General features: G+C 73.4%; 7 protein-coding genes. 5 read left to right on the top strand and 2 right to left on the bottom strand.

Translation table 11 applies throughout. The annotated features are described in order from the left end of the window. Both AOK18_RS18815 and AOK18_RS18810 read right to left on the bottom strand, forming a co-directional pair. A partial coding sequence (locus tag AOK18_RS18815) for an adenylate/guanylate cyclase domain-containing protein (protein WP_055695131.1) occupies positions 1-1,038 on the bottom strand: 1,038 nt, incomplete at its 3' end. A 217-nt stretch (positions 1,039-1,255) separates the two neighbouring features. Next, the gene (locus AOK18_RS18810; RefSeq protein WP_055695130.1) at positions 1,256-2,152 is read right to left on the bottom strand and encodes a biotin--[acetyl-CoA-carboxylase] ligase; all 897 of its coding nucleotides are present in this window, start codon (positions 2,150-2,152) and stop codon (positions 1,256-1,258) included. Positions 2,153-2,423: 271 nt separating this feature from the next. Between AOK18_RS18810 and AOK18_RS18805 the strand changes: the two genes are divergently transcribed. The 5 genes from AOK18_RS18805 to AOK18_RS18790 all read left to right on the top strand — a co-directional run. After that, positions 2,424-4,013, top strand: coding sequence for an acyl-CoA carboxylase subunit beta (locus AOK18_RS18805; protein WP_055570504.1), 1,590 nt, complete (start codon positions 2,424-2,426; stop codon positions 4,011-4,013). A 55-nt stretch (positions 4,014-4,068) separates the two neighbouring features. Next, positions 4,069-4,281: an acyl-CoA carboxylase epsilon subunit gene (locus AOK18_RS18800; protein WP_055570503.1), complete on the top strand. Its 213-nt coding sequence runs from the start codon at positions 4,069-4,071 to the stop codon at positions 4,279-4,281. Positions 4,282-4,368: 87 nt separating this feature from the next. Next, positions 4,369-4,497: a morphogenic membrane protein MmpB gene (gene mmpB / locus AOK18_RS35165; RefSeq protein ID WP_095533885.1), complete on the top strand. Its 129-nt coding sequence runs from the start codon at positions 4,369-4,371 to the stop codon at positions 4,495-4,497. Between the two features lie 49 nt (positions 4,498-4,546). Beyond that, positions 4,547-5,173 carry a Maf family protein gene (locus AOK18_RS18795; protein ID WP_055570502.1) on the top strand — a complete coding sequence of 209 codons (627 nt, stop codon included), beginning with the start codon at positions 4,547-4,549 and terminating at the stop codon, positions 5,171-5,173. A gap of 664 nt (positions 5,174-5,837) precedes the next feature. Beyond that, positions 5,838-7,570: acetyl/propionyl/methylcrotonyl-CoA carboxylase subunit alpha (locus AOK18_RS18790; protein ID WP_055695129.1), on the top strand; the 1,733-nt coding region annotated here is incomplete at its 3' end.

Here is a 7,570-nt window from a genome sequence, read left to right as displayed (position 1 = left end):
GGAGGCCGCGGCCTCCGCGGCGGCGGCCTCGGAGGCGGGCGCGTCGCCGGTGCGGATCAGTTCCTCGGCGAAGGCGGCGTCGATGAGCACGGCGTCCCGGGGAGCTATCGAGGTGAGCCGGGAGGCCAGGTTCACCGTCGTGCCGAAGACATCGCCCATCCGGGTGGTGACGGTGCCGAACGCCATGCCGACCCGGAGTTCCGGCATCGTCTCGTCGTTCGCCATGGTCTCGATCAGCCGCAGGGCGATCTCCGCGGCCGTTCCCGCGTCGTCGGCGACGTAGAGCACCTCGTCGCCGAGGGTCTTGATGAGCCGTCCGCCGCGCGCGGCCACCAGGTCGGCGGCGGTCGTCTCGAAGGCCTCGACGAGTTCGCCGAGCTCCTCCTCCTCCATCCGCCGGGTGAGCCGCGTGAACCCGACGAGGTCGGCGAACGCGACGGCGAGCCGCCGGTCCACCATCTCCTCGTCGTCGGCGGCCTGCAGCACCCGCCCGGCCGAGGCGGCGAGCTGCCGCCGCCAGACGTAGACGAGGAACTCCTCCAGCTCGGGCAGCAGCAGCTCGATGATGGGATACGTGACCTCGGTGCGGGTCATGCCCAGCTCGGGCGGCTCGGTCAGCCCCTCCAGGAAGGAGTCGATCTGCCACTCGGCCAGTCGCGCGGTGGTCTGCCCCGTGGACCGTGCCACCTGCACGGCCATGGCCTCGCTGAGCAGTCCCGCCTCCACCAGGCCGGCCAGCCGGCGCAGGGCCAGGACGTCGGCCTCGGTCAACGCCTTGGCCTGTCCGACGTCGGCGAATCCCATGGCCCGCCAGAAGCGCGTGGCCGTTTCCACGGTGACGCTGGCACTGCGCGCCGCCTGGAAGGGGGTGTAACGGCGCTCGGCACCGAGGATGAGCTGTTCGAGACGCAGAGCGAGCGGATCCTCGCCGTTGCCGGCGGGACGGGAGTCGTCCCCCCGCTCGCGCGAGGCCGAGGGTGGCGGAGGCTCCGCGCGGCCCTGCGCTTCCGTTCCGGAGCCCGAGTCGTCGACGGTCACGCGTTGCTGCCCTTCCGATCTGCCACGGTCATGTCTCGACCGGCCTCAACTCTACGGCAGGTGTGCGCCAGCTCACTCCGTCCGGTCGCGCCCACGGGTGGCACGACCGGCGCACCCGGGACCGGGGTACCCGTCGTCCGCCCGCGCACCCGTACCGCGTGCGCCCCTCACCCGCCCCCGGGTGCGGGCGGGACCCCCGGGACGACGGCCGCGGGGCCTAGGGGGCCGCGGGGCGCACGTGCACGATGTCGCCCGCCCCCACCGGTTCCTGCACCCCCTCCTCCGTGGCCAGCACCAGGCGTCCGTCCCCGTCGACGGCGACCGCCTCGCCCCGCAGCACCCGGTCGCCCGGCAGCTCGGCCCGCACCGTCCGCCCGAGGGTCGCGCACCCCGCCGCGTAGGTCTCCTGCAGGCCGCTCGCGGCCGGGTCGCCGCCCGCCGTCCGCCAGCGCCCGTACCAGTCCTCCAGCGACCGCAGCACGCCCCGCAGCAGCGGGTCGCGGTCCGTGGTCACCGCGCCCGCCAGCGCCAGGGACCCGGCGGTGGGCACCGGCAGTTCGTCGGCGCGCAGGCTGACGTTGACGCCGACGCCGATCACCACCCCGCCGTCCCCGGCCCGCTCCGCGAGGATCCCGGCGGCCTTGCGCTCCTCGCCGCCCACGGTGACGAGGAGGTCGTTGGGCCACTTCAGGGCCGTGTCGACGCCCGCCGTCCGGGACAGTCCGGTGGCCACCGCGACGCCGGTGAGCAGGGGCAGCCAGCCCCAGCGGGCCACCGGCACCTCGACGGGCCTGAGCAGGACGGAGAAGAAGAGTCCGGAGCGGGCCGGGGCCGTCCACCGCCGGTCCAGGCGGCCCCGCGCGGCGGTCTGCTCCTCGGCGACGAGCACGGACCCCTCGCCGGCCGTCCCCGCCTCGGCGCGGGCCACCAGGTCGGAGTTGGTGGAACCGGTGCGCTGCACCACGTCGACCCGCCGCCACAGCCCGCCGTCCCGCACCAGGCCCTTGCGCAGGCCGGCGGCGTTCAGCGGCGGGCGGTCGAGGTCGCTCCAGCGTCCCCGCGCCGGCGGGAGGTCCGGTCCGGCCGTGCCATCGTCATCCGGTGACTTCGTCATGCGGCCACCCTAGGTACGGCCTCCTCCGCGGCGCAGCGGGGACCGGCCTGGGATCCCGGTCACGGCGACCTGGTCACGGGACCGGGCCTCGGGACCACGTCCCGGAATCCACGTCCCGGAACCGGGTGACCGGCGCGGTTCCCAGTCCGTTTCCCGGTCTGTGAAGGGGAAGGCGGTGTGGGATAGACCGCACTGCCGATCCCAGGTGCCCCCACTACGCTACGGATGAGTAACCGTCCCCCCTTTTGAGCAGGCAGGGAGCCGTATCCCGATGTCCGAGCCGGAAGTGCAGCAGCCCGACCTCCGTACGACCGCGGGCAAGCTCGCGGACCTCCAGCGGCGCATCCACGAGGCGACGCACGCCGGTTCGGAGCGGGCCGTGGAGAAGCAGCACGCCAAGGGCAAGCTGACGGCCCGTGAGCGGATCGACCTGCTGCTCGACGAGGGGTCGTTCGTCGAGCTGGACGAGTTCGCCCGGCACCGTTCCACCCACTTCGGACTGGACGCCAACCGCCCCTACGGCGACGGCGTCGTCACCGGGTACGGCACGGTCGACGGCCGCCCGGTCGCCGTGTTCTCGCAGGACTTCACGGTCTTCGGCGGGGCGCTGGGCGAGGTGTACGGGCAGAAGATCGTCAAGGTCATGGACTTCGCCCTGAAGACCGGCTGCCCGGTCGTCGGGATCAACGACTCCGGCGGCGCCCGGATCCAGGAGGGCGTGGCCTCGCTGGGCGCCTACGGCGAGATCTTCCGCCGCAACACCCACGCCTCCGGGGTGATCCCGCAGATCAGCCTGGTCGTCGGCCCGTGCGCGGGCGGCGCGGTCTACTCCCCCGCGATCACCGACTTCACGGTCATGGTCGACAAGACCTCGCACATGTTCATCACCGGCCCGGACGTCATCAAGACGGTCACCGGCGAGGACGTCGGCTTCGAGGAGCTGGGCGGCGCCCGCACCCACAACTCCACCTCGGGCGTGGCCCACCACATGGCCGGGGACGAGAAGGACGCCGTCGAGTACGTCAAGCAGCTGCTGTCGTACCTGCCGTCCAACAACCTCTCCGACCCGCCGGCCTACCCGGAGGAGGCGGACCTCGCCGTCACCGACGAGGACCGCGAGCTGGACACGATCGTCCCGGACAGCGCGAACCAGCCGTACGACATGCACACGGTGATCGAGCACGTCCTGGACGACGGCGAGTTCCTCGAGACGCAGCCGCTGTTCGCGCCGAACATCGTCACCGGCTACGGCCGGGTGGAGGGCCGCCCGGTCGGCATCGTCGCCAACCAGCCGATGCAGTTCGCCGGGTGCCTGGACATCACCGCCTCCGAGAAGGCGGCCCGCTTCGTGCGCACCTGCGACGCCTTCAACGTGCCGGTCCTGACCTTCGTCGACGTGCCCGGCTTCCTGCCCGGCGTCGACCAGGAGCACGACGGCATCATCCGGCGCGGCGCCAAGCTGATCTTCGCGTACGCGGAGGCGACCGTCCCGCTGATCACCGTCATCACCCGCAAGGCGTTCGGCGGCGCGTACGACGTCATGGGGTCCAAGCACCTGGGCGCCGACCTCAACCTGGCGTGGCCCACCGCGCAGATCGCGGTGATGGGCGCGCAGGGCGCCGTCAACATCCTGCACCGCCGCACCATCGCCGAATCGGACGACGCCGAGGCCACCCGCGCCCGGCTGATCCAGGAGTACGAGGACACCCTGCTCAACCCCTACGTGGCGGCCGAGCGCGGCTACGTCGACGCGGTGATCATGCCGTCGGACACCCGCCGGCACATCGTCCGCGGCCTGCGTCAGCTGCGGACCAAGCGGGAATCCCTGCCTCCGAAGAAGCACGGCAACATCCCCCTGTGAACCCTGCCCGCCGGGCCCCGCGCCCCGGGGTCCGGCCGAGCGATTGGAAGAGGCCATGACGATCAAGGTCGTACGGGGCAACCCGACCCCGGAGGAGCTGGCCGCCGCACTGGCGGTGGTCCGCGTGCGCGCCGCGGCGGCGTCCGCCGTGCCGTCCGGCGCGCCCGCTCCCCGCGACTCCTGGTCCGACCCGTCCCGCCTCGCCGGCCGGCTCCTGCCCCAGCCGGGGCCGGCGGCCTGGTCGCGGACGTACTGGCCCGGGGCCTGAGGTCCGGGACCCCGGTCCGGCGCGTGCCGGGAAGTTGAGTACGCGTACTCAGGCGGCGCCGGGGCGGGCGGCCGGACGATGGAGGACATGCTGTGGTCCGACCCCGAGAACGAGCCGCCGAAGGAACTGCGGGACACGCAGGAGATGCTGCGGCGGCTGGGCGTTCTCATGGCGCTGGCCATGGTGCTGGCGATGATCGTGATCGGTGTGCGGTGAGGCGCCCGGCCGCCACGCCGGAGGGCGGATCCGCCGATACGCTGATCGCATGACAGATCAGCCCCGTCGCCGGCTCGTGCTCGCCTCCCAGTCCCCCGCCCGGCTCGGGCTGCTCCGCCAGGCCGGACTCACCCCCGAGGTGATCGTCAGCGGAGTCGACGAGGACGCCGTCACCGCACCCACCCCGGCCGAGCTGGCCCTCGCCCTCGCCGAGGCGAAGGCCTCCGTGGTCGCGGCGAAGCCGGAGGTCCGGGGGGCCCTGGTGATCGGCTGCGACTCGGTGCTCGAGCTGGACGGCCGGGCCCTCGGCAAGCCCGCGGACGCCGAGGAGGCCACCGCGCGCTGGAAGTCGATGCGGGGCCGCGCGGGCATCCTCCAGACCGGCCACTGCGTCTACGACACCGCCGCGGAGGGCAGCCGGTACGCCTCCGCCACCGCGTCCACCGTCGTCCGCTTCGGCGAGCCCTCCGACGAGGAGATCGCCGCCTACGTCGCCTCCGGCGAACCGCTCCACGTCGCGGGAGCGTTCACCCTGGACGGCCGCTCGGCCCCGTTCATCGAGGGCATCGAGGGCGACCACGGGAACGTCATCGGCATCAGCCTGCCGCTGGTGCGCCGCCTGCTGGGCCGGCTGGGCGTGGGCATCACGGACCTGTGGGCGCCGCCGGAGAGGTGACCGGGGACCCGTCGGCGCCACCCCCGCCCACGGGACCGGTGGGTCCGGTGGCGCCGGCCGGTCCGGCGGGCGCCCGGCCGGGCGGGGCGGCCCGCGGCGCGGCGGGCCCGCACGGGGCGGAGCAGGACCCGAGGGCGGCGCCGGCGGCCGTCGAGGACACCGGCGCCGCGTGCGGGTCGAGGCCGGCCGGGGGGCAGGTGCGGCCGTCCGGCGAGGACCCCGGGCAGCCGGTTCGGGGCGGCGGCGCCGAGCCCTTCGGCGCCGAGCGCGGGCACCGCGGCCCACGCCGCCCCCTGTGGAACACCGCCCCCCATCCTCGAACGCGATTCCGGTTACTCCGGGTACGCTCGGGGTGGCGCGAATGTTACCGACGAGTAAAGCCGGGGGCGGGGGTCCCGCGAACGGCAAAGAATCATTGGGCCATTCGTAGGGACTCGACAAAGAAACGGAGTGGGGCGCGGCACGCTCTCACAGAGACCTTGACCACACGGGACGGCTAGGGTTTCCCGGAGGAGTCTTGCGTACCAAGGCGCGACATGGGATTTCGCGGGTCGAGCGAGCCTCGGATCACGCTCCGTGTGGGCAAGGTCACCATTGGGGACGGGTCGTAGTGCCGTGTCGGCAGTCCCTAAACTCGGCTTGTTTCAAGGAGGGAGCCTCAATCGTGCGCAAGGTGCTCATCGCCAACCGTGGCGAAATCGCTGTCCGCGTGGCCCGAGCCTGTCGGGACGCCGGCATCTCGAGCGTGGCCGTCTACGCGGACCCGGACCGGGACGCTCTGCACGTCCGCGCCGCGGACGAGGCGTTCGCCCTGGGCGGTGACACTCCCGCGACCAGCTACCTCGACATCGACAAGGTGCTGAAGGCCGCCCGCGAATCGGGGGCCGACGCCATCCACCCCGGCTACGGCTTCCTCTCCGAGAACGCCGACTTCGCCCAGGCGGTCCTCGACGCCGGGCTGGTCTGGATCGGCCCGCCGCCGCAGGCCATCCGCGACCTCGGCGACAAGGTCGCCGCCCGCCACATCGCCCAGCGCGCCGGCGCCCCGCTGGTCGCGGGCACCCCCGACCCGGTGTCCGGCGCCGACGAGGTCGTCGCCTTCGCCGAGGAGCACGGCCTGCCCATCGCGATCAAGGCCGCGTTCGGCGGTGGCGGCCGCGGTCTGAAGGTCGCCCGCACCCTCGAGGAGGTCCCGGAGCTGTACGACTCCGCGGTCCGCGAGGCGGTGGCCGCCTTCGGCCGCGGCGAGTGCTTCGTCGAGCGGTACCTGGACAAGCCGCGGCACGTGGAGACCCAGTGCCTGGCCGACACCCACGGCAACGTGGTCGTCGTCTCCACCCGCGACTGCTCGCTGCAGCGCCGGCACCAGAAGCTGGTCGAGGAGGCCCCGGCGCCGTTCCTGTCCGAGGCGCAGATGGCCGAGCTGTACACGGCGTCGAAGGCCATCCTGAAGGAGGCCGGCTACGTCGGCGCCGGCACGGTGGAGTTCCTGGTCGGCGCCGACGGCACGATCTCCTTCCTGGAGGTCAACACCCGCCTCCAGGTGGAGCACCCGGTCACCGAGGAGGTCGCCGGTGTCGACCTGGTGCGCGAGATGTTCCGCATCGCCGACGGCGAGGTGCTCGGCTACGACGACCCGCCGCTGCGCGGTCACTCCTTCGAGTTCCGCATCAACGGCGAGGACCCGGGGCGCGGCTTCCTGCCCGCCCCCGGCACGGTCACCGCGTTCGCCCCGCCGTCCGGTCCGGGCGTGCGCCTGGACGCGGGCGTCGAGTCGGGCTCGGTCATCGGCCCGGCCTGGGACTCGCTGCTGGCCAAGCTGATCGTCACCGGCCGCACCCGACAGGAGGCGCTCCAGCGGGCGGCCCGCGCCCTGGACGAGTTCCAGGTCGAGGGCATGGCCACCGCCATCCCGTTCCACCGCGCCGTGGTCAGGGACCCCGCGTTCGCCCCCGAGCTGACCGGCTCCGACGAGCCCTTCACGGTCCACACCCGGTGGATCGAGACCGAGTTCGTCAACGAGATCAAGCCCTTCACCGCCGGCACGGACGCCGAGGCGGAGGAGGAGGCCGACCGGGAGACGGTCGTCGTCGAGGTCGGCGGCAAGCGCCTGGAGGTCTCCCTGCCCGCCTCGCTCGGCATGTCGCTGGCCCGCACGGGTCTCGCGGCCGGGGCCAAGCCCAAGCGCCGTGCGGCGAAGAAGTCCGGTCCCGTGGCCTCGGGCGACACCCTCGCCTCCCCGATGCAGGGCACCATCGTCAAGATCGCGGTGGAGGAGGGCCAGGAGGTCGAGGAGGGCGACCTCGTCGTCGTCCTGGAGGCCATGAAGATGGAGCAGCCCCTCAACGCCCACCGCTCCGGCACCGTCAAGGGCCTCAGCGCGGAGGTCGGCGCCTC

The sequence above is a fragment of the Streptomyces prasinopilosus genome (genome assembly GCF_001419695.1).
Lineage (GTDB): Bacteria > Actinomycetota > Actinomycetes > Streptomycetales > Streptomycetaceae > Streptomyces > Streptomyces prasinopilosus.
Note: the sequence above shows the minus strand (reverse complement) of the source record. Positions and strands in the feature narration are given on the sequence as shown.

Excerpts from the sequence above, each read along its gene's own strand:
- AOK18_RS18810 (WP_055695130.1), bottom strand. The coding sequence starts at position 2,152 with ATGACGAAGTCACCGGATGACGATGGCACGGCCGGACCGGACCTCCCG.
- AOK18_RS18805 (WP_055570504.1), top strand. The coding sequence starts at position 2,424 with ATGTCCGAGCCGGAAGTGCAGCAGCCCGACCTCCGTACGACCGCGGGC.
- AOK18_RS18800 (WP_055570503.1), top strand. The coding sequence starts at position 4,069 with ATGACGATCAAGGTCGTACGGGGCAACCCGACCCCGGAGGAGCTGGCC.
- mmpB (WP_095533885.1), top strand. The coding sequence starts at position 4,369 with ATGCTGTGGTCCGACCCCGAGAACGAGCCGCCGAAGGAACTGCGGGAC.
- AOK18_RS18795 (WP_055570502.1), top strand. The coding sequence starts at position 4,547 with ATGACAGATCAGCCCCGTCGCCGGCTCGTGCTCGCCTCCCAGTCCCCC.